Annotated in this window: 22 protein-coding genes; 3 read left to right on the forward strand and 19 right to left on the reverse strand. The window is 71.7% G+C overall.

Translation table 11 applies throughout. The annotated features are described in order from the left end of the window. Nucleotides 1-115 precede the first annotated feature (115 nt). From LPU43_RS05920 to dpgA, 11 genes are read right to left on the reverse strand one after another with little or no spacing between them, the layout of a single operon-like run. Nucleotides 116-871, reverse strand: coding sequence for a protein phosphatase 2C domain-containing protein (locus LPU43_RS05920; RefSeq protein ID WP_229399192.1), 756 nt, complete (start codon nt 869-871; stop codon nt 116-118). Further along, complete coding sequence (locus LPU43_RS05925) at nt 862-2,514, reverse strand: hypothetical protein (protein ID WP_229399193.1); 1,653 nt, start codon at nt 2,512-2,514, stop codon at nt 862-864. Before LPU43_RS05925 ends, LPU43_RS05920 begins: the two co-directional genes overlap by 10 nt. Continuing rightward, nucleotides 2,511-3,518: a UDP-N-acetylglucosamine 4,6-dehydratase (inverting) gene (gene pseB / locus LPU43_RS05930; protein WP_229399194.1), complete on the reverse strand. Its 1,008-nt coding sequence runs from the start codon at nt 3,516-3,518 to the stop codon at nt 2,511-2,513. The genes LPU43_RS05925 and pseB overlap by 4 nt, the downstream gene beginning before the upstream one ends. 27 nt (nt 3,519-3,545) lie before the next feature. Continuing rightward, the gene (locus LPU43_RS05935) at nt 3,546-4,223 is read right to left on the reverse strand and encodes a PIG-L deacetylase family protein (protein WP_229399195.1); all 678 of its coding nucleotides are present in this window, start codon (nt 4,221-4,223) and stop codon (nt 3,546-3,548) included. Continuing rightward, on the reverse strand, nt 4,223-5,983 hold the full coding sequence (locus tag LPU43_RS05940) for a carbamoyltransferase family protein (protein WP_229399196.1): 1,761 nt from the start codon (nt 5,981-5,983) through the stop codon (nt 4,223-4,225). Before LPU43_RS05940 ends, LPU43_RS05935 begins: the two co-directional genes overlap by 1 nt. Next, entirely contained in the window at nt 5,976-7,190 is a 1,215-nt protein-coding gene (locus LPU43_RS05945; protein ID WP_229399197.1) for a DegT/DnrJ/EryC1/StrS family aminotransferase, read from the reverse strand. Before LPU43_RS05945 ends, LPU43_RS05940 begins: the two co-directional genes overlap by 8 nt. A 12-nt stretch (nt 7,191-7,202) precedes the next feature. Further along, entirely contained in the window at nt 7,203-8,516 is a 1,314-nt protein-coding gene (locus tag LPU43_RS05950; RefSeq protein WP_229399198.1) for a preATP grasp domain-containing protein, read from the reverse strand. Beyond that, nucleotides 8,513-9,886, reverse strand: coding sequence for an aminotransferase-like domain-containing protein (locus LPU43_RS05955; RefSeq protein WP_229399199.1), 1,374 nt, complete (start codon nt 9,884-9,886; stop codon nt 8,513-8,515). Before LPU43_RS05955 ends, LPU43_RS05950 begins: the two co-directional genes overlap by 4 nt. Further along, nucleotides 9,883-11,199 (reverse strand): (3,5-dihydroxyphenyl)acetyl-CoA 1,2-dioxygenase DpgC, encoded by a 1,317-nt coding sequence (gene dpgC, locus LPU43_RS28650; protein WP_305073493.1) that lies wholly within the window; start codon nt 11,197-11,199, stop codon nt 9,883-9,885. The genes LPU43_RS05955 and dpgC overlap by 4 nt, the downstream gene beginning before the upstream one ends. Beyond that, entirely contained in the window at nt 11,196-11,981 is a 786-nt protein-coding gene (gene dpgB, locus LPU43_RS05965) for an enoyl-CoA-hydratase DpgB (protein ID WP_229399200.1), read from the reverse strand. Before dpgB ends, dpgC begins: the two co-directional genes overlap by 4 nt. 10 nt (nt 11,982-11,991) lie before the next feature. Next, complete coding sequence (gene dpgA, locus LPU43_RS05970; protein ID WP_229399201.1) at nt 11,992-13,083, reverse strand: 3,5-dihydroxyphenylacetyl-CoA synthase DpgA; 1,092 nt, start codon at nt 13,081-13,083, stop codon at nt 11,992-11,994. A 26-nt stretch (nt 13,084-13,109) separates the two neighbouring features. Between dpgA and dpgD the strand changes: the two genes are divergently transcribed. Next, nucleotides 13,110-13,910 carry an enoyl-CoA-hydratase DpgD gene (dpgD, locus tag LPU43_RS05975; protein ID WP_229399202.1) on the forward strand — a complete coding sequence of 267 codons (801 nt, stop codon included), beginning with the start codon at nt 13,110-13,112 and terminating at the stop codon, nt 13,908-13,910. Nucleotides 13,911-13,962: 52 nt separating this feature from the next. On the opposite strand, the gene LPU43_RS05980 is transcribed toward dpgD, so the two are convergent. Further along, complete coding sequence (locus tag LPU43_RS05980; protein ID WP_229399203.1) at nt 13,963-15,096, reverse strand: glycine amidinotransferase; 1,134 nt, start codon at nt 15,094-15,096, stop codon at nt 13,963-13,965. Between the two features lie 523 nt (nt 15,097-15,619). Here LPU43_RS05980 and LPU43_RS05985 point away from each other — a divergent pair. Together LPU43_RS05985 and LPU43_RS05990 are read left to right on the forward strand one after the other, a co-directional pair. Then, a complete protein-coding gene (locus LPU43_RS05985) occupies nt 15,620-16,846 on the forward strand; it encodes a cytochrome P450 (RefSeq protein ID WP_229399204.1) in 1,227 nt (408 codons plus the stop codon). A 36-nt stretch (nt 16,847-16,882) separates the two neighbouring features. Continuing rightward, entirely contained in the window at nt 16,883-17,923 is a 1,041-nt protein-coding gene (locus tag LPU43_RS05990; RefSeq protein WP_229399205.1) for a methyltransferase, read from the forward strand. A 100-nt stretch (nt 17,924-18,023) separates the two neighbouring features. Here the strand turns inward: LPU43_RS05990 and LPU43_RS05995 are convergent, their stop codons facing one another. From LPU43_RS05995 to LPU43_RS06020, 7 genes are all read right to left on the reverse strand, one after another. Then, nucleotides 18,024-18,743, reverse strand: a complete 720-nt coding sequence (locus LPU43_RS05995; RefSeq protein ID WP_229399206.1) for a CDP-alcohol phosphatidyltransferase family protein — start codon at nt 18,741-18,743, stop codon at nt 18,024-18,026. Beyond that, entirely contained in the window at nt 18,721-19,785 is a 1,065-nt protein-coding gene (locus tag LPU43_RS06000) for an iron-containing alcohol dehydrogenase family protein (RefSeq protein WP_229399207.1), read from the reverse strand. The genes LPU43_RS05995 and LPU43_RS06000 overlap by 23 nt, the downstream gene beginning before the upstream one ends. Next, nucleotides 19,773-20,504 carry a phosphocholine cytidylyltransferase family protein gene (locus LPU43_RS06005; RefSeq protein WP_229399208.1) on the reverse strand — a complete coding sequence of 244 codons (732 nt, stop codon included), beginning with the start codon at nt 20,502-20,504 and terminating at the stop codon, nt 19,773-19,775. Before LPU43_RS06005 ends, LPU43_RS06000 begins: the two co-directional genes overlap by 13 nt. Nucleotides 20,505-20,653: 149 nt before the next feature. Further along, the gene (locus tag LPU43_RS06010; protein ID WP_229399209.1) at nt 20,654-21,424 is read right to left on the reverse strand and encodes a hypothetical protein; all 771 of its coding nucleotides are present in this window, start codon (nt 21,422-21,424) and stop codon (nt 20,654-20,656) included. Then, nucleotides 21,421-21,555: a hypothetical protein gene (locus LPU43_RS28535; protein WP_255684274.1), complete on the reverse strand. Its 135-nt coding sequence runs from the start codon at nt 21,553-21,555 to the stop codon at nt 21,421-21,423. The genes LPU43_RS06010 and LPU43_RS28535 overlap by 4 nt, the downstream gene beginning before the upstream one ends. Nucleotides 21,556-21,725: 170 nt before the next feature. Continuing rightward, nucleotides 21,726-23,738: a hypothetical protein gene (locus tag LPU43_RS06015; RefSeq protein ID WP_229399210.1), complete on the reverse strand. Its 2,013-nt coding sequence runs from the start codon at nt 23,736-23,738 to the stop codon at nt 21,726-21,728. A gap of 232 nt (nt 23,739-23,970) precedes the next feature. Then, nucleotides 23,971-24,996, reverse strand: coding sequence for a glycoside hydrolase family 26 protein (locus LPU43_RS06020; protein ID WP_229399211.1), 1,026 nt, complete (start codon nt 24,994-24,996; stop codon nt 23,971-23,973). Nucleotides 24,997-25,055: the final 59 nt, after the last annotated feature.

Here is a 25,055-nt window from a genome sequence, read left to right on the forward strand (position 1 = left end):
AGATACCGCAGCGACGATCGACAATCTGCTGTGACGACTGAGGATTCCGGGAAGTTTCGCACGCACCCTCGTATCCGGGAGAAGGCGGACGCGGACAGGAAACAATCCTTTCTATTCAAACATGGAAGCGGCAGAAGGCCGCCGTCGCATCGTCGTGCGCCTTGTCGTCGGGGTCGGCGGGCGGTTCGGCCCGCTCCGCCGCCCGGGTCGCGGCCACGACGGCGGCCGGCCCGTCCCGCGTCAGCACGGCGAGCAGGTCTTCCCACATCCAGCCGAAGCGCTCCACCAGCCGGGCCGCCCCGTCGGTGAGGACTGCGGCGCACTCCAGCTCCGCCACCGGCACCGAGCCGGTCAGGGCCTCGGCGGCGGCGTCCGGCTGTGCCCCGACGACCCAGAAGCCGCCCGGCACGTTGCGCTTGCCGTGCATCTGTGACCAGGGCAGGTGGTAGAACCGGCGGATCCGGTCGTCGGTGACCGCCGTGACCACCCCTCCGCGGTCCCGCAACAGCAGCACGGCGTCGCCGAGGACAAGGTGCTCGACCCGGTCCCCGCGCAGCCGCAGCATCGCCACGGTCGCCGACGGGCTGCGCGGATCTGCGAGGTCGCAGGTGCCCGAATGGGCGGCGCGGACCGTCCCAGCGGCGTCGCCCAGGAGCACCGGCAGCGATGCCCCGTCTCCGTCCGTACCGAGGAGCCGGCCCAGTTCGGCCGCGATCGAGCGGGCGAACCAGCGAACCCCGTGGCGGCAGCCGGAACCGAATCCGGGCTCGGCGGTCGCCCCGTCCAGCACCACCGCGAACCTGTCACCGACCGCGACGGCGTCCTCGTTGCCGCCGCCGGGCGCGGCGCGGCTGCACACCGTCACCTCCACGTCTCGTCCGCCTCGTAGGCCAGCCACTGGCCGACGGTGCGGATGCCGTCGGAGAGGCCGATCCCGGGCCCGTCCCGGCCGACCGGCGCGGCGGCCGGGCTGAACGGGACGTCCCCGTCCAGGACCGGCACCGGCTTGATTGCCCGCGAGACCAGCACGGCCAGCTCCGCCGGGTCCACGAGCGGCCCGGCGTCGGGTGGGTTGGCCGGTGCGCCGTCGAGCGCCCGGGCGATCGCGGAGGCGATGTCCCACACGTGCGAGTACGACGTCGTCCGGCAGCTGCGATCCACGACGATCGGCTGGGCGACGAGCGACCGGGCCACGTAGTCGTCGAGCGGCCGGCAGCGCACGCCCGGACCGTACGGGACACCGGTGTGCACGGTCACGGTGCCGGGCTGCGGGCCCGCGCCCACGACCCGGACCGCCGCGTCGGTCACCTCCACCGTCACGTCGTGCCCCCGATCGGCCAGCTCACCGGCCAGGGTCCGCCCCAGCGACCGAGCCGTTTGCGGCGCGCACGGCACGACGACCACCCTGCGGTGGCGAGCGCCAACCCGGCGGCGCCCGAGCGAGCGGGTACTCACCGGGCCGCGCAGCCCGGCGACGATCCCGGCCAGCGCGAGCTCACCGAGCGGTTGCCGCAGCGCCGACAGCTCGCGGGAACCGATGCTCGTGCAGAGGCCACCCGGACCGATCGACTGGGCGGCCCGCACCACCAGCGGGTTCCTGGTCAGCGCCGCCACGTCCTGGCCGGGCCGGCGGCTCACCGCCCCCGTCGCGTACGCCGTGCGCCACACCTCGAAGAGCACGTCGTCGTGGAGCCGCCCGCGCAGCGCGGCGCACCGGGGCAGCGCGGCGTCGAAGGTCTTGACGCAATCTTCCACGTCGACGCCGAGCCGGTGGCTCCAGCGCTCCGGACCGATCGTCGACCAGCGGCCTTCGGGCCCGCGCACGGCACACAGCGCGAGGCCGAACTTGTAAAAGGGCAGCGCCTCCGGCTCCACCGTCCCGGCGAGCGCCCAGTCTGCGCCCTCCGGGGGCTCCCCGTAGCACGCCGAGAGCCGCAGCCCGTGGGTGTCGTTCTCCGCGACGCTGGGGAAGTCGCCGTGCTCGACGAGGTTCGGCACGGTCACGTACGTGCGGACGCCGCGCGCGGCGAGGTAGCGGGCCATCACCACGTCGCCGGCCCAGGTGCCCGCGTGTTGCCGCGCGAACGCCGCGAACCCCGCCCCGACGTCCGCCGGCAGCATGAGCGCCACCGTCGGGGTGTACTCCTGCGCCGCGCGCACCCACCGGGCACCGGCCAGCGCGCCGAGCCGAACGGCTGCGCCGGTGCGGGAGCACCAGTTGGCGTGGAACACCACGGCCGCGTCCGGTGCCCCCGCCGCGGCTCGGGCCGCGTGCTCTGCGAAGCCCGGCACCAGGATCGCGTCGTCCTCCAGCACGACGTGGTGCGTCGAGCCCGAGGGGATCGACGACCACGCCCGCATCGCCGTACGCAGGCCGGTCGGCGGCCCTTCCGGCTGCGGATCCAGTACCAGCTCCAGAAACCCGGGCGGGGTGACGGCCAGCAGCTCCCGGCCGGGAGCGAGCCGGCGGGGATGTGCCATGACCGCGCCGGTGAGCCGAACGGCCGCGCTCACCGCGACGCCACCAGGGCGCCCGGCTCCCCCGGTCGTTCGATGATCTCAACCAGCTCGCGCAGCTCCTCGACGCCGAGCCAGGCGGTGTTCAGGTCGGACCGATAGCAGAAGCCCTCCTCGACCTGCTGACACCCCTCCGGAACGGGGTAGCCGACGCGCCGGATGGTCGGCATGACGACGTAGCGGTCGGCGGCCTGGAACGTACGCTGGCTGTCCTCCGCGGCGATCAACTCCTCGTGCACCTTCTCTCCCGGGCGGATGCCGACCTCGTACGTGGGGCAGCCCGGCGCGATGGCCTCGGCCAGGTCCGAGATTCGTACGCTCGGGATCTTCGGCACGTACAGCTCGCCACCCCGCATCACGTCGAAGGTCTCCACGACGAACCGGACCGCCTCGTCCAGGGTGATGAGGTAGCGGGTCATCCGCTTGTCGGTGATGGGCAGGCTCGCGCCGGTACGCGCCAGCCGCCGGAACAGCGGGATGACCGAGCCGCGGCTGCCGATGACATTGCCGTAGCGCACCACGGAAAAGCCGGTCGCACCGCCGTCGCTGGAGGTGAACAGCTTGTCCGCGACCATCTTCGTGGCACCGTACAGGTTGATCGGGCTGGAGGCCTTGTCGGTCGAGAGGGCCACGACCTGCCGGACGCCATTGGCCATGGCGGCGTCGATGACGTTCTGCGAGCCCACGACGTTGGTTTTGACGAACTCGAAGGCGTGCCCCTCGGCCGTGTCGACCTGCTTCAGCGCGGCCGCGTGCACCACGAAATCCACCCCACGCATGCAGTGCGTGAGCCGATCCCGGTCGCGGATGTCGCCGATGAGCTGGCGCAGCCGCGTCTCGCCGGGGAAGAGCTGGCGCATCTCGTACTGCTTGAGCTCGTCACGGGAGTAGACGAGGACCAGTTCGGGGTCCAGGATCGACAGCGCGTACTGGACGAACGCCTTGCCGAACGACCCGGTGCCGCCGGTGATGAGAATGGTGGAATTGCGAAGGACGCTCATGGGCTCATTCCTTTTCGGGCCGACCCGTCAGGTGCGCAGTTCACGGATCAGGACGAAGGGCTCCGCGTAGGCCCAGCCGACGCCGCTGCCCCAGCTCTCGGCGTTCGACCGGATCGCGCGAGACGACCGCGGGTGCGGCCACGGCCGGCTCTCCGTCTGGTAGCAGGAGAAGGCGGACACCTTGGCCTCGATGGTGGCAGTGACATCGACGAAGACGTTCGGCGCGAACGACGCCTCGAACGGTGGCGCCCATTCGATGCCGGACGTGGTGGCGTAGCTGAGCACCCGTCGCACCGAACCGCCGGCGTAGGGACGCGTTGCCACCATCACCGAGTGGAAAACCGTTCGGTGGTCCATGTTGACGTCCGGATGAACGGTGTACACCGTGTCGGGGCCGAACTCGTCGACTGCGTCCTCCACGACCCGGTTCACCTCGACGTGCCCTACGGTGTCCAGGCGCATGTCGGGCAGCATGCGCTGTATGCAGTGCCTCACCCCGAGGGTCTTGGCCGCCGCCTCGGCCTCGCGGAACTTTTGCTGGGCGATCTGTTCGTCACCCGGATACTGGGTCGAACTGCCCTCGGAGACCCACAACACCGCGACCTCCGCGTCCTCGTGCAGCGCGTGCTTCGCGATGGTCCCGCCCATACCGAGGATCTCGTCGTCGGGGTGTGCCGCGACGACGAGGATGCGCCGTTGGGCCATCACCTGTCTCCTGCCTCGTCGGTCTGGTCCTTACGCACGACGAAGTCGCCGACGGCCAGCACGTCCAAGCCGGTGGCGAAGAAGGTCCGCAGCGCGTCCTCCGTCGTGGACACGATCGGCTCACCCCGGACGTTGAACGACGTGTTGAGCACGACCGGCACGCCGGTGAGCTCGCCGAAGCGTTCGATGAGCCGGTGGTAGCGGGGGTTCGCCGACGCATGCACGAGCTGCACCCGGGAGCTGCCGTCGGTGTGCACGATCGCCGGAGCGTCGCGGCACAGCGCTTCGCTCGCCGGGAACGCCATCGTCATGTACCGCGAGTCGGTGTGGTGCTCCAGGTAGCGCCCGGCCGCCGAGGCGATCATGGACGGACCAAACGGGCGCCACAACTCCCGCTGCTTGACTGCCGCGTTGACCCGGTCACGGACCTCGACGGTGCGTGGATCGGCGAGGATGCTGCGCTGGCCGAGGGCCCGTGGCCCTGCCTCCAGCCGCCCCTGGCACCAGGCCACGAGCCGGCCCGCAGCCAGGTCGACGGCGATCGTCTCGCAGATGTCGTCGCTGCGGGTGAACGCTACCCCGGCGTTGCGCAGGATTCCCTCGATCTCCTCGTCGCCCTGCTCCGGGCCCCACGCGAGGGAGGTGAGCGGCGGCGGCAGCGCCCCTGTCTCCCGATGGCAGGTAACCAGCGCGGCGCCCGCCGCCTGACCGTTGTCCCCGCAGAGCGGGTGGGCGAAGACGTCGGTGACCTCGGGCAGCGAGAAGATCCGCGAGTTCATCTTCACGTTCAGGCCGACCCCGCCGCCGACACAGACGTCGGTCACGCCGGTGTGCGCGACTCCCCAACGGATCAACCGGCAGGCCGCGTCCTCCAGCGCCTGTTGCACCGCGAGTGCGAGGTCCATGTGCCAGCGGGTCACCGGGTCGCGGGGCAGGCGAGGCGCCGCACCGAGCAGCTTGACGAGCTTGTCGGTGAACCGCCGGGAGTAGGAGTGCTCTCCGTAGTGGATGTAGGACGGGTCGAGCCGATACTCCACCCCGTCGGACGCCGGCAGCAGCACCTGGCCGACCAGGTCCGCCAGGGTGGGGTTCGGCTCTCCGTGCGCGGCGAGGCCCATCACCTTGTACTCGCCGTCGTAGGCGTCGAACCCGAGATACTCGGTGAACGCGGCGTAGAACCAACCGAGGGAATGCGGCATGCACAACTCGCGCAGGGGCGTGAGCTCCGCGCCCTGCTTGAGCCAGAGTACGGTGGTGTGCTGATCCCCGGAGCCGTCCAGGGTCAGCACGACGGCCGACGCGAACGGCGACTCCATCGCCGACTGGAACGCGTGGGTGTAGTGGTGCGGCGCGAAGCGGATCGGCGGGAACGCGATGTCGCCGAACTGACGCCGCCAGTGGTAACGGTGCTTCGCCGTCTGCCCCGCGATGTCGAACTCGCGCAGACAGCCACGCTGCCAGTCGAGGGTCGCCTGGTCCAGCGGCCACTCCTGCGCCATTCCGTCGAAGAACTGCCGCATCCGGCCTTCCGTGTAGGCGGCCAGGTCGTAGCCGACGGTGACCGAGGCGACCTCGTCGAGCCGTACCCCGGCTGCCTCCAGGCAGTAGCGCAGCGCCCGGTCCGGGTAGCGCCCCGGCGCGTGCTTCGTCCGCAGGAAACGTTCCTCCTCGGCGTATGCGATGACGCGACCGTCGACGACCGCAGCCACCGCCGGATCGAACTCGGCAGTGGATATGCCGAGGAACACCTGGTCAGGCATGTTCCACACTCCTCATCGGCGGGGTCGGCCGAACGGCCTGCGCGATACCGTCGGCGTGGGCCTGGATACGGCGGACGGCCGCACAGATCCTGTCCACGACGTCGTCGGTCATTCCGCTGTACAGCGGGACCGCGACGACCGCCGCCGCGCGGGCCTCGGTGTTGGGTAGCGGCCCGGAGGCCACGTCGCGGTAGGCGGTCTGGCGGTGCACGGGCGGGTGGAAGTAGTTGCGGGTCGGGACGTTCTCCGCGCGCAGCGCGACGACCAAAGTGTCGCGGTCGATGCCGAACAGCGCCGGATCGATCGTGAGGGAGAGGTCCTTGTGGGTGCTCGTTGCGCCTGGCGGCACCCAGGGGAACCCGATCCCGGGCACGTCGGCCAGGGCTGCGCGATAGCGCTCCACGAGCGCCAACCGGCGGGCCAGCAAATCCGGAAAATCGGGAAGCTGGTGCAGGGCGAGCGCTGCGGACAGCTCCGGCATCCGGGCGTTGAGGCCGGCGAAGACACTGTCGTAGCTGCCCGGGTTGCCGTACTCCCGGGCGGTGCGCAGCTCCCGGGCGAGATCCTCGTCCGCGGTGGTGATGATGCCGCCCTCACCGGCGGTGAACGGCTTGGTCGGGCTGAGGCTGAAGACCTCGGCGAGACCCTTGCCGCCGACGCGCGTTCCGTCGCTGTAGACCGCGCCGAACGCCGGGGCCGCGTCGAGCAGCAGCGGCACCCCGCGCGCCGCCGCGACCTCGGCAAGGGCGTCGGCGTCGCACGGGGTGCCGAAGACGTGCACCCCGAGGATCGCCACGGTGCGGTCGCCGACCGCAGCGGACGCGTCCGCCGCTGACAGGCCGAACCCGCAGGATTCGATGTCGGCGAAGGCCGGCCTCATGCCGTTCCAACGCGCGGCGTGCGCGCTGGCCATGAACGTGAAGCTGGGCATGACAACCTCACCGCCCGTGCCCAGGCTGCGCATGAGCAGCATCAGCCCGCTCGTACAGCTGGACACCGCTACGGCGTGTGCCACCCCGAGGAACCGCGCCAGCTCGACTTCCAGCGCGGCGAGGTGACCGCCCTTGGTCAGGATGCCGCCGGCGACGATGTCGCCGAAGACGGCCAGGAGGTCACCGGGGTCGCGTAGCAGTGGAGGCCGCGCCAGCGGCGGCGCCTCGGTGAGCAGCGGACGGCCGCCGAGCAACACCGGTTTCTTCTCAGACATCGCCCACCCCTCTCAGCTCGGGTCCTGCGGGAACAGCGACGCGAGCCGCTCCTCCAGCACCCTGATCGCGTCCATGTCAGGTGCCACGGCGCAGTACCAGACCGACCCCGCGTCCGGGTCGTAGGCGCTGCAGAACAGCACGCCGGTACGGGTGGCAGGGTCGTACGCCAGCCCGGCGGCCTCGACCGCTTCGAGCGCCTCCCGGAAGGACGGGGCCCTCCAGCCGACCCGTTCGAACAGCACCCGGTCGCGGGCGAAGTCCGGCCCCACGACCTGGCGGCCGAGGACCTCGTGCAGGTGGGTGGAGCCGGTGACCCGGCCGTTGTACTCGGTGAAGTAGAGAGCGCCGCCCGGCGTCACGATCGCGTCGGCGGAGAGCCAGCCCCGGTAGCCCATCGCGCGCAGCGGCTCGCAGAGCCGCCGGGCGTGCTCTGTGACCTTGGCCATGCGGTCCGCCGGCTGGTCCGGTGCCGGGATGGCCTGCGCGTTGGCGATCGGTACATAGAACATCTCGCCGTCTGCGCCGAACTGGATTCCGCCATCGGTGACGAGCAGTTCGGAGAAGACCGCCCGGCTTCCCGGGAAGTACTCCTCGACGACGAGGCGGTGTCGGCCCGCGCTGGTGAACCTGTCCCACTCGGCGACGAGGAACTTCGCGACCGCCGTCCGGTCCGACATGATCGAGACGCGCGGGGCGCCGTAGGGTTGGACGCCCTCGCGTCGGCTGAGGATGTGGTTGCCGACGCCGCCGGAGTAGAACTCGTGCTTGATGATCACCGAGCGGTCCTCGGCGAGCAGGTCCCAGATCGCCTGTTCCGCGTCCACCGGGTTGGCGCAGACAGCGCCCGGCGGGATCGGCACGCCGGCGCCCGCGGCGACGGCCCGGAAGACCGCCTTGCTGTTGACCAGCGCGCCGCCGCCCTGACCGGCGAACGCCTGGCCGGGCAGCCTGTCCGCCACGCCGAGCCGGCGGGCGAGGGCGGCGACGGACGCGTCGGGCCAGGTGGCGAAGACCTGCTCGACCGTGCGGCCGGCCAGGGCCGCCTCGACGGCGGCCAGGAACGACGGGTCGGCCAGGCGGTCTCCCGTCAACCGGGCCGACCCGTCGGCGCCGGGCGGTGGCACCAGCAGCCGCAGCGAATCCCGGTCGACGCCAAGCACACCCGTGACGTAGTCGACGTAGTCGTCCTCCGGTAGCGCCGGCAGCACCAGTACGTCACCCTCGCGGGCGAACCAGACCAGCCGCTGTGCCCACCAGGCCGCCCCGGCCTTCTCGAACTCACCGACCAGGTCGATGTTCGTACTGTTGCCGATGAGCAGTCTCACCGCGTCACATCCTCACTCGTCCGGTTGGTGCGTGTGGGTGCGGATACGCCGGCCCCGTCGTGATGCGAGGGCAGCCGGCTCAGGAACCGGGCCAGGCGGGCGACTCCCTCCTCGATCCGGTCCTCGGTCAGGTAGCTGCAGGACAACCGCAGCCGGTGGCGGCCACCGCCGTCGGGGTGGAAGCCCGCCATCGGGGTCCACAGCACGCCGTAGCGCTCCGCGCAGTGCGACAGCAGCGCGAGGTCCGCCGGGACCGGCAGGTCCATCAGCACGAAGAAGCCGCCGCCAGGCCGGTTCCACCGCACGCCCGGCGGTGCGACCGGCGCGACGTGGCGTTCCAGCGCGTCGAGCAGCCGGCGCATGTTGCGCTGGTACGTGCCGGCCCGCGCCCGGCCGAGCGCGGCCAGCGACCCGCCGTGGCGCAGTAACATGCCGCCGACGACGGCCTGGCAGACAGGTGCCGTGTTGACCGTGGTCATGCCCTTGAGCGCGGCCAGTTCGGCGGCGAGCAGCCGGTCGCCGGCGGGACCGCGCACCGTCTGGTCGGCCACGACGAAGCCGACGCGCGCGCCGGGCAGGCAGACCTTGGCGAACGATCCGACCATGACGACCCTGCCGGTCTCGTCGAGGTCCTTGAGACCGGGCAGTTCGTGGCCGGGCGGTGCGGTGAACCCGTAGACGTTGTCCTCGACGACCAACAGGTCCTCCCGCTCGGCCAGTGCGAGCAGGCACCGTCGGTCGAGCAAGCTCATGCGGGCGCCGCTCGGGTTGGCGTAGTCGGGTGCGACGTAAACCGCCCGGACACGTTGGTTCCGGCTGCGCGCTTCTGCGCAGAGGACGGCCAGCCGCTCGAGGTCCGGGCCACCGGCGGACTCGGGGAACGGTGCGACGGCGATGTCGAGCATCCGGGCGGCCCCGGTGATTCCCGGGAAGCACGGGCTGGTCACGGCGAGCACGTCAGCGCCGTCGCGGAAGAGCGCCCGCAGGACCAGCAACATCGCCTCCTGGGCGCCGACCGTCACGACGATCGCCTCGGGCGGCACGTCGGGTCCGCCGTCGGCGCGCAGGGCCGCGGCCACGAGGTCGTTGATCAGCCCGGCGCTCGGCCCGTACTCGTGCAGCAGCCGGCGCGCCCGCTCCGGCCCGATGCCACGGGTCTGTCGTACGTGCGCCAGGTAGGCGTCGACGTACCCGGCCAGGTCGGTGTCGGCCAGGTGGCTCAGGTCGGGAGCGCCCGGCGCGAACGAGATCGCCTCGGGATAGCGGTTCATCACCTCGTTGAGGAAGCCGATCGAGCTCAGCGCGGGGTCGCGCAGCGACGGGTGCAGCAGCTCCTCGTCGAGTCGGACCCGCACGACGGCGCCGGTCATCCCAGGGCTCCAGCCTTGGCGACGACGTCGGGGCTGTGCAGGCGGCATGCCTGGACGTAGGCGAACTCGGCCAGGTAGGCGCGTAGCCCGTCGGTCGGCTCCTCGGCGAGGTTGAGCATTCGACGGTTGGCCAGGACCGCCGCGGAGCCCAGCTCGGCGGACGCACGTTCCGCCGTGGAGCCCACCTCCTCCGGCGGTACGACGTCGTCGCAGACGAGCCCGGCGTCGGGGTCGCGGGCGTGGATGCGCCTGCCGCCGAGGATGATCCGGCGGGCCAGCCGGGCCCCTGTCAGCCTGGCGAGGCGCAGGTTCGCTGCGCCCGGGACGATGCCCTCCTTCGCCGCCGGCAGGCTGAACCACGCGTCCGCGCCGGCAATGACACGGTCGGCGACGAGCAGCAGCTGCATTCCGCCGCCGATCGCGAACGTGTCGACCGCCGCGACCCACGGCCTCTGCACGTCTGTGCCGTCGTCGAGTCGCAGCCCGTGTACGAGCTTGCTGACGTAACCGAGCTCCCGGCCGAGCAGGAAACCGGTGAAGGAGATCTGCCCGGCGACGAGGTCGCGAAGGTTGATCCCGGCGCTGAACACCCGTCGGCCCGCGTAGCGAGGGTGGGTCATGACGCCGCCGCGCAGCACCAACACCCGCACGTCGTCGTGGAGGAGGGCGAGGTCCACGGCGGTCTCCATCGCGGCGACCTGGCGGTCGTCCTCCGCGTTGAGGCAGTGCAGGTTCTGCATGGTCAGGCGGGCCACTCCGGCGTCGCAGCGCAGCGCGACCGGGCCGAGGTCCAGGCCGCCCTCGGAGCGCAGCCGGGGCAGCAGCTCGATCGCCCGGGCCGTCGGGCGGCGCATCGACTCCAGCAGGTGCGGGCCGGCAGACGGTGAGCGCAGCAGACCCCGGAAGAAGATCCCCTGGTCGATCTCACGGCCCTCCTTGTCCCGCTGCGGCAGGGCACGTTCGGCGGCTAGTTGCGCGCTCGTCGGTACCAGGCCCGGGAATGCCTCGGCGGCGTCCGCGGCGAGCTCGGCCACGCCCCGGTGGACGCTTCGCCCGTCGGTCAGCACGGCGTGCACGGCGTCGACGTGCCAGCCCACGAATCGGTCCCGGGCCGCGCGACAGGCGGCGTGGACCCGGTCGGCGAGGTGCTGCTCCGCGTCGTCACGGTCGCGTCTGGCGGGCAGCGCGGCGAGCAACTCCTCACCGTGCTCGGTGTAGGCCGACAGCGCGGCCGTATCGGCTTCCAGCGAGTGCCCGGCGGTGGGCGGCTCGCCCTGCCAGCGCTCCACGCGGGCTCGCAGGTCGGCCCTCACTGGTCTGATCCGATCCCCGTCGTGTGCGCGGCGGCTCCCCGGTCAGAGCCCGCCGGACGGTCGTGATCGAGACGGTCGGCGATGTCACGGGTTCGCCCGTCACGCGGGTGTGCCCGGCGCAGCTCCCGATCGCAGGCGGCCAGGTGCGGCCCGAGCGCGTCCTCGAACGGTGTGGAGGCGGCCTCCAGCAGTAGCTGCCGCCGGGCCCGCAGGTCGCTGCCGGCGGCCCGCCCGAGCAACACCACTGCGGCCTGGATGGCCTCGGCCGCGTCGGCCGTGATCTCGTCGACGAGGCCGATGTCCAGGGCGCGCCGCGCGGAGAGCTCGTCACCCCACAGCACGATCTGGCGGGCCCGGGCCACGCCGACCTGGTGCACCAGCCGGTGTACCGCCATACCGGGCCAGAAGTGCCCGTCGTTGACCGGCAGCAGCAATTGCAGGTTGATGGTGGCGATGCGGTAGTCGGCAGCGAGCAGCACGTCCAGCGTCGGCCCGCCACAGGTGCCGCTGGCCACGGCGATCGTCACGACGCCGAGTCCCTCCAGCCGCCGTACCGCGCGTTCCCACCGGTTGACGTCCTGGACGCCGACGTCACCGGGCCAGCTCCGCTCGGCGGGCGGGACGGTGCCCAGACGTAGCACGATGACCGAGGGCGTGCGCCGCTCCTCCGCCCGAGCGCACACCGACTGGAGCAGCTCGGTGAGTTCGCGCAGCGACCGCCGGTCGTCGAGCTCCACGTAGACGCCCTGGTTCCCGACCAGGTCGAGCATGTGTCGTGCCATCGCCATCTCCTCACCAGCGCACGAGCGCGAGCTCGATCGTCGAACCGGGCCCCATGGTCATCAGCACGCCGTAGTCACCGGGCGCGACCGTGTCCTCGGCGAGCAGCCGCTCGTACGAGAACAGGAAGGAGCCGCTGGACAGGTTTCCGTGGTCACGCAGGACGCTCAGCGTGTGCCGCACGTCGTGCCGGCTCAGCCCGAGGTTGACGCGCACCGAGTCGATGACCTTCCGGCCTCCGGAGTGCACGATCCAGTGAGCGACCTGCGACCGGCGCAGGCCCGCCGCCCCGAGCAGCCGGTCGACGGACTCCTCGGCATTGGCGCCGACGACGTAGGGCACCTCCGGGTCCAGGTAGAAGCTGAACCGGCCGGCGCCGTCGTCCCAGTCGTAGCGCATCGCGCCGACCGCGTCCGGAATGATGTGGCTGGCGAACCGGAGCAACCTCGGCCCGGGGCGGACGCCGACCGGTTCGCGGTCGTCCGGTTCGCCGCCGGCGACGAGGGCGACCGCGGCGCTGCCGTCGCCGAAAAGGCTGTTGACCACGGAAGTGCGCATCGTGCCGTCGAAGACGTACGCGGCTGAGCAGGCCTCGATGCAGACCATGACGGAGAGGTCGCCCGGGTGGGTCGCGGCCCAGCCGGCGGTTGCGTTGAGCGCGTTGAGCCCCGCGTTGCAGCCCATACCGACGACGTCGAGACGCGAGCAGTCGACGTGGAGGCCGAGTTCCTTGATGAGCAGCGCGCTGAAACCCGGGGTGAGAAAGCCGGTCGAGGAGACGCAGCACAGGTAGCGCACGTCGGTGAGGCTGACCCCGGCCCGGCGAAGGCACGTCCGGACTGCCTCGGCGCCGGTGCGCAGGCCGCTCGTCAGGTGCTTGCGCAGCAGCTCGCCCTGCGTCTCCACGCGGTGCGCGCCGTCCGGGCCGACGGGCGGCAGCACGAGGTTCCGTCGCTCGATGCCGCCGTTGAGAAACACCGACCGCACCCGCGGGTCGGTGATTCGGAACGCCTCCAGCAGCTCCGCCTGGGTGTAGGAGCCCGGCGGCACGGCCGTGCCCACCGCCGTGATGTGCGGCAGGGCCGGCGCTGGTGTGCCGCTCATGCTCGCCGCCGCTGTACATTGACGGCGTGCGCCACTCCCGGGTCACCTACGAGAAGTCGGGCCGCGTCGCCTACGTCACCCTTAACCGGCCCGCCGTGCTCAACGCGATGGACCTGCGGATGCACGAGGAGCTCCGCGAGGCGTGGGACGATTTCGAGGCCGACGACGACATGTGGGTCGGGGTGCTGTCGGGGGCCGGCGACCGCGCGTTCAGCGTGGGCCAGGACCTGAAGGAGCTGGCCGCGCGGATCGAGGCCGGCGCTGCCGGGCAGTCCACTTTCGGCAGTCGTGACCTGCCGGGCTGGCCGCGGCTCACCGAGCGGTTGCAGTTCGCCAAGCCGCTCGTCGCGAAGGTCCGCGGGTACGCCTACGGCGGCGGGTTCGAGCTGGCCCTCGCCTGCGACATCATTGTCGCCGCCGAGGATGCCCGGTTCGCGTTGCCGGAGGCCCGTCTCGGTCTGGTGGCGGGTGCAGGCGGGGTGTTCCGGCTCGCCCGGCAACTGCCGTTGCGCACCGCGCTGGGGCACCTCATGACCGGCCGGCCGCTGACGGCCCGCCGGGCCTACGAGCTCGGCCTCGTCAACGAGGTGGTGCCGGTGGGCGCACTCGACGAGTGCGTCGACGGATGGGTCGCCGACCTGCTGCGCTGCGCCCCGCTGGCGGTGCGCGCGGTGAAGGAGGCCGCGACCAGGGCGGCGAGCATGCCGCTGGAGCAGGCTTTCGCGAGCCGCTTCGTGTGGGAGGAACGGCGTATGCGCAGCCGCGACGCCCACGAGGGGCCGCTGGCGTTCGTGCAGAAACGCCCGCCGGAGTGGTCTGGCGCCTAGCAACGGCACGGAGTGCTCCTGTCGAGGGGGCCGGATTCGGGCGGAGCGGCTACTACAGGTAGTCCTCCGGCCCGCCTTCACGGACGGTGTCGAGCGTGAAGCAGTGGAAGCCGCCACCGAACAGACGCCGGTGGCGGTGCCGGACCGCCACCGTGGTGAACCCGTGCCGCTCCAGCGTCCGCATGAGATCCGGGCACGCGTCGTTGACCAGGACGGTGTCCGGACTGATGCTCAGCACGTTCATGTCGATGAAAGGGCTGGTCAGGATGAGGTCGTCGTCGTCGTACTGCGGGAAGGTGTTCTCGGTCGGGAGCGGCGGGATGATCATTTTCCACTTCCGCAGCGGCTCTGGCAGGGCCTGCGCGACGGCCTCCGAGCGCACCAGCAGCACACCGGGGCGCAGCGCCAGGACCATGCTGTCGATGTGACTGTCGCTGAGGCGGAAGACCCGGTGGATGCGGAAGCGGCCCTCGAGGTGGCGTTCCAGCCAGTCGCAAGCCAGTGCATGGTTCGCGGTCGAGACGTTCACGACGATGTCGCGGCCGAGGCGCAGGCACTGGGCACCGTCGAACATCATCTCGTGGCCGACGTCGTAGACCGACTCCTGCGGATCCTCGATCACCTCCGTCGGGCCGCCGGCGGTGCTGTTGGCGTAGGAGAGGTCGAACGATGCGTCGGTCATGATCGGTCGGGGCATGACGGTCCAGCGGGCGCCCCGGCGGAAGTAATCGGCGAACACCGGCGTCAGGAACTGGGTCTCGAAGTACCGTGATCGGATCATCGGCGGCGTCTCGATGATCTCGTCGCCCAGGATGATGGTGTTGTCGCGGACGTTGAGTGGCGGTACCACCGCGGCGGACCAGGCGGGGGTGCGAACCTCCGTCGTCGCCTCGTCCAGGCGCAGCGGCCGGTGCACCCGCACCGCGAGCGACTCGAGGGTCTTCGCGATGCCTTCGACGTCCTCGTTGAGCTCCTCGACGTAGCGCTGCTTGATCGTCGACTGCGTCGGACCCGCCGTCGGCGCCGAACCCGACGACAACCTGGGGTAATACCATTCGGTCCGAACGATGTTGTCGTGGAAGAACAGGTCGAACGACAGTTCTCGCTCATGTGAAGTGTAATTCTCGGCCGATCCGACGATGACCTCTTTGAGTGGCGACCATTCATCGTAGCTGTTGAGTTCCATGCGCTCTCCCAGAGAAATGCGGACATGGTTTACGGCACGAGCCGGGGAGGGCGCGTGTCGGTTAAGCAAAGCTCCAAAGGGCTGGTTGGCGGAGCGTCAAACCGGCCTTCAGCAGTAGAAGCGCTGCCGGATGGGGTCGGGATTTAAGGGGCGGAGTGGGTGCTGGACTCGCGCCGGAAGGCCATGCGGTCGCCTGGAAAGGCGATCGGACAAGTGCATGAAACGCTCCCCCGTAGAACGTCGCCAGCTACTGTTAAGACCCTAAACTGATCAACTTCTTCCGTCAAGGCATTGACGAAGTCTGTCGTTGGTGAATACGCTATGCCACTCGACAGCAGATTTACAACCGTCAACTATAGTGGTTCGCCGGGTGGTGTGCCTGCGTGGCCGGTCAGGGCTTCCGGCAGACCCGCAACCGTTTCTGAGCGTTCGCGGCCGCGCCTTTCGGTGACGGGGCGGCCCGGCCGCCGGGCCGGTCGACACCTTGCGACCAGCACAATCGGCTATGAGGAGCGAACTCCGCGTGACGACCGATGTGGCACGGCAACCCGGCAGCGCCGGCTCCGAACCGGCCGGCATGCCGACCCTACGCACCCGCCCCTTCGACCCTCCCGACCGTCTCGCCGAGTTGCGCCGGGAGGGCCCGGTGAGTCGCCTGCGCTACCCGGACGGGCATCTCGGCTGGCTCGTCACCGATTACGCCGTCGCGCGCGCCATCCTCGCGGACCAGCGCTTCAGCGCTCGGTCGGAATTCAAACGAGTTCCGGTCGCCCGGCCGAGCGTCGACCCGTTCTACGGCCGAGCCGCCCTACCCGGCTGGTTCCTGGACATGGACGCGCCGGACCACACACGGTTCCGGAGGTTGCTCGCCGGGCACTTCACCGTCCGCCGGGCCGAGGCGCTGACCCCACGCGTCGAGCGGATCGTCGTCGAGCACCTCGACGCCATGGCTGCCGACGGCGGCCCGTGCGACCTGGTGGAAAAGTTCGCGCTACCGATCCCCTCGATGGTGATCTGCGAACTGCTCGGCGTGCCCTACGCCGAACGCGCCGAGTTCCAGCGGAACAGCGCGACCCTGTTCAGTCTCGAGGTCACCGCCGACGAGGCGAACGAGGCCATGTCGTCCCTCGATGCGCTGCTGCTCGACCTGGTGCGTCGACACCGGCAGGCGCCCCGCGGAGACCTGCTCGGTGCGCTCGGCGCAAGCGGCGAGCTGAGCGACCAGGACATTACCGGCGTCGGCGTACTGCTGCTCACCGCCGGGCACGAAACCGTGGCGAGCATGCTCTCCCTTGGCACGTTCGCCCTGCTGTGCCACCCGCAGCAGCTGCGGCTGCTGCGCGACGGGGAGATCGACGTCACCAACGCGGTGGACGAGTTGCTGCGATACCTGTCCATTTTCCACTTCGGCGTGCCCAGGACGCCTCTGGAGGACGTCGAGATCGGTGGAGTGCTCATGTCTGCCGGTGAGAGCGTCACGGTTTCGCTGCCGGCAGCCAACCGCGACCCGGCCCGCTTCACCGATCCGGACACGCTCGACCTCGCCCGGCCGGCACGGGGCCACCTGGCGTTCGGTTTCGGCATGCACCAGTGCATCGGGCAGAACCTGGCCCGGATCCAGATGCGCATCGCCTATCCGGCCCTGCTACGCCGGTTCCCTTCGCTGCGCCTCGCCGTGCCACCGCAGGATGTCCGCCTCTCCGGCGACATGGGCTTCTACGGCGTCCACCATCTGCCGGTCACCTGGTGACCGGTGGCCCCGCACACCGACGTCGAAAGGAACGGCATGCCCCCAGCAACGACTGCACAGGACGATCTGGCCTACGAGCGGTTCCATCTCATCGTGAACGGCCCGGCACTCTTCAACGCCGTCGTCACGGGGCTCGACCTGGGCATCTTCGCCCTACTGTCGCGGCACGCCGGTGCCGGCCCCGACGAGATCGAGCAGGCCGTCCGGCTCCCAGCACACCAGACGCGGGTCCTGATGCACGCGCTGTGCGCGACCGGCCTGGTGCGGCGTAGCGGCGGCGGGTACCACAACACCCGCGTCGCCGAGGACCTGCTCACATCCGACGGTCCGGGCAGCTGGCGGCACATCCTCGCCGGCTGGCAGCAGATCTACTACCCGGCATACCCGCACCTGACCGAGGCGATGTTGGCCGGCACGAACACCGCACTGACCGCGCACCCGGGGACCGAGCCGACGCTCTACCAGCGCCTGGCGCACCAGCCGGAGCTGGAGGAGGTGCTGCACCGCTCGATGGCCGCGTTCACGCTGCAGACGATGCCGGGGTTGCTCGACAACCCGGAGATCGCCACCGTCCGGCACCTGCTGGACATCGGCGGCGGTGACGGCACGACCGCGCGGGCGTTCGCCGAGCGCTATCCGTCGGCCGAGGTGACGATCTTCGACATGCCGAGCGTCACCCGACTCGCGGGCGACATCTCCGACGGCGGCCGGGTCCGGCTGCACCCGGGGGACCTGTTCGCCGACCCGTTGCCGACTGGAGCGGACGCTGCGCTGTTCAGCCACGTTCTGGAGGTCTTCTCCGGCGAGCAGATCCTCACCCTGCTGCGGAAAGCGCACGAGGCGCTTCCGGCCGGGGGGCGGCTCTTCATTTACGGTTTCCACGCCTCTGACGACGAGGACGACGGCGTCTACTCGGCCCGGCTCTCGCTCTACCTCAACGTGCTCGCCACCGGCACCGGCATGACGTATCCGGTCGGCGACTACGAGCAGTGGGCGCGGCAGGCCGGATTCGACAGTGTCAAGTCGTACACCGGCCTGCCCTACGAGCACGGCCTCGTCGTGGCGACGAAGGAGTAGCCCGCGCCGATGCCGATCGGCCCAGCCAGCGTCTCCGGAGGTCGGGCCGGTCGGGTCGCCGGAAACTCCCGACTCGGCAGGTGCCGTCGCGTGCCCGTCCTCACAGCGAGGCGCGGGCGGAGAAGGCGATGCTGGCCAGCAGGAAGCCACCGTTGACGATCGTGAACGCCACGATCACCCAGAACACCAGCGCCGGGGCGAACGCCAGCACCAGCGCCGCCACGAAGATGACCGCGCCGTAGTCACGGACCAGCTTCACCAGCCGGACCGGCAGCGACGTCGACGTGACCATGCTGGCCGCGTTCGGGCCGGACTGCATCACCGACGTCACCAGGTTGACCATCCAGGTGCCGGCGAAGAGGGCGACCAGCCAGCTCGGCGTCGAGGGGCGCTGCGCCACCGCCGTGGCCGACAGGGCCGCCACCAGGGCGATCTGGGCGGCCACGTCGCAGAGCACGTCGACCCGGGCCCCGGCCGGGCTGCCCTGCCCGGTGACCCGGGCGAGCTGGCCGTCGGCGCAGTCGAGGGCGTACGCCACCTGCCAGCCGACCAGCGCGACCAGCCCCACGACCCAGGCCGGCACGCTGCCGTCGGCGACCCGGTCGGCGAGCGCCACCACGGTCACCGAGGCGGCCAGGCCGAGCACCAGGTTGGCGATGGTCAGCGCCGTGGGCCGCAGACCCAACCGCTGCGCGACCAGCGCGAAGACCGCGCCCAACCACTGGCTGATCGATTCGCTGAACAGGCCGCCGCCCCGGTTCACCCGGTGGAAGTCGGCGACGGAGGGGCGGGACGGCTCAGCCAAGGTCGCGGATTGCACCGGCGTAGTCTGCCAGCCGCCGCCGCGTCTCGGAAGGCGACATCGCCAGGTGCTCCAGGATGGTGTAGCGGTCCGGGCGGGTGGCCGGGGCGAACTGCACCGCGTCGACGAACTGGTCGTCGTCGAGCCCCACGTCGGCGGGGAGGCGGGGCAGGCCGTGCCGGGCCAGGCAGGCCGACATCTCCGCGAAGCGCCGCTCGTCGCCGCGCAGGAACGTGCAGAACAGCGCCCCGAGGCCGGCCAGCTCCCCGTGCGAGGCGGTGCCGGGGTAGAGCGCGTCCACGGCGTGCATGATCTCGTGGCAGCCGCCGCTGGCGGGGCGCGACGTGCCGCAGACCGCCATCGACAGGCCGGTGGAGATCAGCGCCTCGGCCAGCACGGTGACGAACGCGTCGTCGGTCATGTCGCCGGGGTGGGCGAGCACCGCCTCGGCGCCCATCCGGGCCAGCGAGGCGGCCAGCCCGTCGACCGGCTCCCCGCGTACCCGGCGGGCCAGCTCCCAGTCGGCGAGCGCGCTGATGTTGCTCACCACGTCGCCGATGCCGGCCCGGTTGTGCCGCTCCGGCCCGGCCTCCACGAAGTCCAGGTCGACGATGACCGCGATCGGGATGTGCACCCCGTAGGAGCCCTTGATCCCCTCGGTGATCAGCGAGGCCACCGGGGAGGCGATGCCGTCGTTGGCGAGGCTGGTCGCCACCGTGACCATGGGCAGCCCACGCCGGGTGGCCGCGTACTTCGCCACGTCGATGGTCTTGCCGCCGCCGATGCCCACCACCGCGTCGTACGACCGGGCGCGCAGCTTCCCGCCCAGGTCGTCGGCCGCCTCCAGGGTGCCGCCCGCCACCGTGAAGACGTCCGCCGAGCGCAGCGACGGGCGGATCAGCTCGGCGATCTGCCCGCCCTGCCCCGGCCCCACCACCACGGCCACGTCGCCCCCGGCGGAGATCCGCCCGTCGGCCAGGATCGCGGCCAGGTCCGCCACCGCGCCCCGCCGCACGTCGATGTGCAGCGGGGTGAGGATCGTACGGGCTAGTAGTGGCACGCGATCTCCCGCGCCCGCGCGAGGTCGGCGTGGTTGTCCACCTCGACCCACGGCACGTCGCCGATCGGGGCCGCCCGCACCTCGCCGCCGGCGTCGGCGAACGCCTGGTAGCCGTCCTCGTAGTAGAGGTTCGGGTCGCGCCGCCAGGTGCGCTCCAGGGCGGCGGCGAGCGGCTCGGCCACCTGCGGCTCGATCAGCGTCGCGCCGATGTACTCCCCGTACGCCTCGGCCGGGTCCATCAGCTTCGTGATGCGGGTGAGCTGGCCGGCGGCGTCGAAGGTGGTCTTCATCTCCTCGTCGGCCAGCGGCTTGAGGGTGTCCACCGCGAGCAGGATGCCCGGGCCGCGCTCGGCCAGGAGGGTCTTCTCCACGCTCACGGGGTGCACCGTGTCGCCGTTGACCAGCAGCACGCCCCGGGCGAAGTGCTCCCGGGCCAGCCAGAGCGAGTACGCGTTGTTCCACTCCTCGGCCTTGTCGTTGTGCACGAGGGTGATCCGCACGCCGTACCGCTTCTCCAGGTCCGCCTGGCGGGCCACGACCGCGTCGGCGGCGTACCCGACGACGATCACGACCTCGGTGAGGCCGACCTCGGCGAGGTTGCGCAGCGCGATGTCCAGGATGGTGGTGTCACCGTCCACCGGCACGAGCGCCTTGGGCAGGGTGTCGGTGTACGGGCGCAGGCGGCGCCCCGCACCGGCGGCGAGCACCATACCGATCATGCGACGTTCTCCCTCGTCCGACTCCGGGTCACCGGTGGAGGATAGCGCCGGGCCGCGTCGGCCCCGCCGCCAACGCCCGGCCTGAGCCCACCGACGGCCCGTCGCCGACGCCGGCCTCAGTCTGTCAACGCCCGGCGCGGCCGGCCGCCTCACCCCGGCAGCGCGGCCAGATCCGCCAGTACGCCGAGCCGCTCGTCGGCGGCCAGCGCCGCGTACGGGCCGGCTGCCCGGCGGTCCGTCTCCAGCTCGATGGCCCGCCGCTCCGGCCCCGGCGGCAGCTCGGTCACGGTCGACGCGGTGTGCCCGGCGGCGGTCCACGCCGCCGCGTACGCGTCCGCCCGGTGGTACCGCAGCGTGCCGAGCCGGTTGAGCAGCAGCACCCCCGGCGGGGTGCCCTCCGGCTCGTGCGGCGGCGCCATCACCGCGAACGCGTCGCCCGGCCCCTCGGCCGCCTCCTCGGCCTCGACCAGCGCGTACGCCAGCAGGCGGCCGAACGCCTCGACCAGCCGGACCACCCGGTCGTCGTGCCCCGCCCACAGCTCCTCGGTCACCTCGCCGTGCACCTGGTGCAGCTCGGCGAGGAAGACGTGCCCGCGTTCCGTGGCGGAGAGGAAGCCCCCGGGCCGGCGGTGCAGCATCCCGTAGGCGACGTGCTTGTCCAGGGCGCGCTGGCAGGTGGCCGGGTCGCGGTAGCGGTTCACGGCGGCGAAGCCCGCCGGGTCGACCGTCCCGCCCGGGACGGCCAGCCGGGTGCGGAACTCCAGCAGGAAGCTCGTGGCCGCCGGCCCGCCGTACCGCTGGCTCAGCTCCGCGCCGCCCCCGTCGCGGCCGGCGAGGATGCCGGCGACGAAGACCCGGTCGACCACCGGGGCCACCAGCCCGGCGAATCGGTGCGGCGCGAGCTGGACGTCGTCGCTCACCGACCGATCGGGCGCGGCGCCGCGGGCGCGTCGGGCAGGAGGACCCGCTGCGGGGACCGGCGCTGGACGGGGACGCGGCCGTCGTCGCCGACGGTCGGCGCGGCGGCGCGGCGGAGAAGCTCGGTGGGCACGTTCCGACAGTAGCGAGCCGCGCGCCGCCCGGCGATGCCCGTACGGCCGGTTGGGTGTCGGCCGGGCCGCCCGTTCACCCCTGCTGGGCGGCGGAAACGCCGACGGCCCGGCCCCCGCGTGGGGACCGGGCCGTCGGTCGTGGCCGGTGACGTACGCCGCTCGGAGCGGGCTACGGGCCGACGAAGACCGCCTTGGCCCGCCAGTCGACGCCGCCCACCGAGGGGCCGCTGCGCACGATCCAGGCACCCGAGGGCGCCCCGTTGACCCAGCCCGCCGACGACAGGTTGCCCGTGGTGCGGCTCACCTGGTAGATCCGCGAGCCGGCGACGAAGACCCCGGCGGAGTCGGCGAAGCCGGTCGCGCCGGTCACGGTGAACCTGTCGGCCCCGACGGTGCCGCTGTCCGGGCTGAACCAGCGCCAGAAGAGGCCGGCCTGCCCGGTCAGCGTGTAGTAGAGCTTCCCGTTGGCGTAGAACATGCCGGTCACGTTGGCGATCTCCGGGTAGAAGCTCACCGTGACCCCGGCGTACGTCTGGTTCTGGTTGTTGATGACGACGCCGGTGGCGACCTTGTCCCACAGCGGGTCGTGGTACGGGTCGACCAGCTTCGGCGCGCCGAACGTGGTGCCGTTGAAGGTGCGCCGCCACAGCGCCCCGTTGTAGCCGTAGAAGAGGGTGCCGCCGACCCAGAACGCGCCCTTGGCCGTGGACCAGGCGGTGTTGTCGGGGTTGGCGACCGAGGCCGCCGCGCCGACGGCGCCCGTCCCGTCGTACGACCGACGCCGCACGGTGTTGCCGCCGACCCCGGCCAGGTAGACGTTGCCCGGCAGGGCGGCCGTGGCGGTGGAGTGCGGGGCCGCGCCCCCGGCCAGCGGGAGGAACGCGATCCGCTCCCGCCGCCACTTGCGGTCGCCCAGCCACGGCTGGTCGTGGCCGAGCCAGAGGCCCTGCGGGGTGACCAGCAGCTCGGCGACGCCGTACCCGCGCGGGTTGCGGCCCGGGTTCCACGTCAGCGGCAGGCCGCTGAGCGGGTCGAGCGCGGCGATGCTGGGCCGGGCGACCGCGCCCGGCCGCGCCTCGGTCTTGCCGCCGGTGTTGTTCAGCCAGCGGAAGTGGCCGCCCACGTAGATCGTCTTCTCGGTGATGCCCACGGAGATGAAGGTGTCCCCGCCGCTGTAGTTGATCCAGGTCGGCTGGACGGAGGTGCCGGTGGACGAGGTCTCCCAGCGGGCCACGGCGTCGCAGAGCGTCCCCGCGAACGGCCCACCGGTGGTGACGATGACGAAGTAGCCGCCGTCGGGGGAGAAGGCCACGTCCCGCACGTACGAGTCGAACATGTCCGTCCGGCAGGCCGGCTCGTAGCGGGCGGTGTTCCAGGACGAGAGGGTCGCGGCGGTGCTGCCGAGGGTGAGGCGGGCCACCTGGTCGTGCTGCGCCCCGTTGGCCTTCTTGAAGTTGCCGATGACGACGAGCTGGGTGCCGTCGGGCGACACGGCCAGCTTCTCCGCGCCGACGGCGCCCTTCGCGCCGCTGCCCCCGTTGTAGTTGTGGTTGACGGTCAGGTTGGCGGTGAGGTAGCTGTCCAGGACGCCGGTGGTGGCGGCGACGGAGGCGAGGCCCCCGCGCGCCTTGCCGGTGACCGTGGTGAAGGTGCCGCCGATCAGCAGCCGGCTGCCGACCCGGGCGACGTCGTTGACGATGCCGTTGAAGGCCAGGTTGGGGAAGCTGGTGACCAGGCTGCCGTTGGAGAGGTTGACCACGGCCAGCTTGCGGCGGGTGGTGCCGTTGACGGTGTTGAACTTGCCGGCGACGTAGACGGTGCCGGCCGTCGGGCCCGCGAGGACGTCGAGGACCTCGCCGTCGACCGTCGGCGCGAACGCGGTGTCGACCTTGCCGGTGGCCTTGTCGAAGGCCAGCAGGTACTTCCGGTTGATCGCCGCGCTGGTGCCGCGGTTGCGCGCCTGGGTGAACGAGCCGCCCACGACCACCTTCGTGCCGGCGTCGTGGATGGCGAAGACCGTGCCGTCGATGATGTCGGGGGTCTGGGCGGACGGGACCGCGCCGACGACGGTGGTGTGGTTTGGCGCGGCGGGCGCCGGGGCGGCGACGAGCAGACCGGTGACGGTGAGCGCGCTGGCCAGGACCGCGAGGGGGCGGCGGCTGAGCGCCGGGAGACGGACCACGGGCAACTCCGGGTGCTGGGGAAACGATGTGCTGCCTCCGCCCGACCGGTGCGGCCGGTCGGTGCCGCTCTGGCCGGTGGGATCGGCGACCGGCCAGGTGCGCCCCCGGCCGGGGAGGCGGCGGCCGGGAGCGGAAGTCTCAGCAACACGATGGACTATCCGGAGCGCGGCGTCTACCCCCCGGTTGCCCGTTGTGTCCTTTACCGCCTCCGGCCGGGCTGGAGGGCGGCCGTCAGCGGGGGCCGGGCGACGGGGGCGGCGCGGAGAACCAGGGGTCGGCGGCCAGCTCCCGGAACGCGGCCAGCCCCTCCGGGTCGTCGTCGAACGTGCTGTCGTACGCGGGCTTGGTCTGCTTCGCGGCGAAGTAGACGGCGGCCTTGATCTGCGGGTGCCGCTTGACGTAGTCGCCGGCCTCGCGCAGCCACGCCCCGCGCTGGCCGGGCTCGCCCGGGTACGTCACCCCGAACTCGCCGATCACGATCGGCCGGGGGTGCTGGGCGGCGAACGTCATGAAGGTGTCCATCTGCTCGGTGAAGCCGTCGAACCTCCTGCCCGGGTAGACGTCGGTGCAGAGCCAGTCCACCTGGTCGTCGCCCGGGTAGTACGCGGCGGCGTTGCGTTTCGGGTCGGTGAAGCCCTGCACGTGCGGGCACCAGACGAAGGCGGCGTTCGTGGCCCCGACCTCGGTGAAGATGCCCCGGATGCGCTTCCAGGCCGCGATGTAGTCGTCCGGCGTGTGCACGCTCTGCCGCAGGTTGGGCCGGTCCATCTCCCACCGCCAGCGCAGCAACAGCGGCGCGCCGAACTGCTTGATGCTCTCGGCCCGCTGCCGGATGAGCTGGTCGTGGCCGCCGTCGCGGATGTCCCGGGTGTCCGTGCCCGACCAGGAGATCATCTGGAGCTTCCCGACCGCCTGGAACTCCTGCTGCACGGGGCCGGGGAAGTCGTCCTCCCACTCGTGGAACGTGTGCGCGAGGGGCATCGCGCCCCCGGTCTGGTCGGCGAACGCGGCCAGCGCCGCCACCCGGCCCTGCGAGGTCTGCCAGTCCGGCTTCACCCACGCGCCCAGCCAGGCGCTCTTCTCCGGCAGCTCCGGGCCCCGCCCCGTGGTGGAGACCCCGTCCACGATTCGCGGGGGCGTGGTGGGCCCGTTCGGGGCGGCCGACGGCGGCGCGGGATCGGGGTCGCTCCCGGTGCACGCCGACAGGGCCAGCGCCGACCCGAGCAGGAGTGTCAGCGCCGTCTGGAACCGCTTCATCGTCTTCCGTACCTTCCCCGTGCTGGGACCACCGGCGCACCCGGTGGTGGACGTGTCGT

Origin of the sequence: Micromonospora okii (genome assembly GCF_020884795.1) — a bacterium.
GTDB classification, from domain to species: domain Bacteria; phylum Actinomycetota; class Actinomycetes; order Mycobacteriales; family Micromonosporaceae; genus Micromonospora; species Micromonospora okii.